Origin of the sequence: Allobosea sp. TAB14 (assembly GCF_052113865.1) — a bacterium.
In the GTDB taxonomy this organism is placed as follows: domain Bacteria; phylum Pseudomonadota; class Alphaproteobacteria; order Rhizobiales; family Beijerinckiaceae; genus Allobosea; species Allobosea spartocytisi.
In genome coordinates this window covers 1-1,303 of record NZ_JBFRDQ010000367.1, presented here as the reverse complement: position 1 = coordinate 1,303, position 1,303 = coordinate 1, and the positions used below count along the sequence as shown (strand labels likewise).

Annotated in this window: 1 protein-coding gene; it reads left to right on the top strand. The window is 60.6% G+C overall.

Annotation, left to right across the window (positions count from 1 at the left end; all coding sequences use genetic code 11):
• Positions 1-88: 88 nt before the first annotated feature.
• The coding region (locus AB4Y99_RS27660) for a tyrosine-type recombinase/integrase (RefSeq protein WP_441525607.1) at positions 89-1,303 on the top strand (1,215 nt) is incomplete at its 3' end.

Below are 1,303 nucleotides of genomic sequence, written 5' to 3'. Positions count from 1 at the left end.
TTTTAAGGGGTAGTGCGCGGCTTTCCGTCCCCGGGTACAGCTCCCGGATTCTCCCCTTTCGATCCCAGTTGCCGAGATGGGAAACGCGATGCCAAGCCTGACCGATGCAGCCATCCGGCAAGCGTTGAAGCGCGTGGAGAGCAGCCGCAAGCAGGAGAACCTTGCCGACGGCGAAGGCCGCGGGACTGGCCGGCTTATCCTTGTCCTCAAGCCAATGCCGAAGCGGGTCACTGCCGACTGGATGGCTCAGCAGTGGCGCGACGGAAAGCGGACCAAGAAGAAGCTCGGCGCCTATCCGTCGATGTCACTCGCGCAAGCGCGTGAGATCTTCAAGCGCGACTTCGCCGACGTCATCCAGAAGGGCCGCAGCATCAAGATCGCCACCGACACTCGCCCTGGCACCGTCGCTGATCTGTTCGAGGGCTATGTCGCTTCGCTGAAAGCGGCGGGTAAGCCGTCGTGGAAGGAGACGAAAAAAGGGCTCAACAAGATCGCTGACACGCTTGGCCGCAACCGCCTTGCCCGTGAGATCGAGTCAGAGGAGATCGTCGAGCTGATCCGGCCGATCTATGAGCGTGGGGCTCGGTCGATGGCAGATCACGTGCGGGGCTACATCCATGCGGCCTACAGCTGGGGAATGAAGTCCGACAACGACTATCGCAACACCTCCCCTCGCCGCTTCCGCATTCCCTATAATCCTGCTTCGGGCATTCCGACCGAACCGAAGGTCCAGGGCACCCGCTGGCTCAGCGAGGACGAATTCGTGCAGCTCTATCGCTGGCTCGAATGCCCCGATACGCCAGTTCATCCCTCCTATCCACGTGCCGTGCAGATCATCATGCTGACCGGTCAGCGGGTCGAGGAGATCGCCCGCCTGCATGTCGACCAGTGGGACGCCAAGGAACGGATCATCGACTGGTCGAAGACAAAGAACCTACAGCCGCACGCCGTTCCCATTCCGTCCCTCGCGTCGGAGCTAATTGAGTCGATCAAGCCGAACGAATACGGCTGGTTCTTCCCTTCGGCCAAGGACCCGTCCAAGCCAGTCAGCCATGGTACGCTCTACAGCTTTGTCTGGCGTCAGCGGGACCGAGGGATGATCCCCTATGCCACGAACAGGGATCTCCGCCGAACCTTCAAGACGCTCGCCGGCAAGGCTGGTATATCGAAGGAGATCCGGGACCGGATCCAGAATCATGCGCTGCAGGACGTCAGCTCCAAAAACTACGACCGCTGGAACTACATGCCGGAGAAACGAGCCGGCATGAAGAAATGGGATACGTTCGTGCGTGCTATGCTGGCG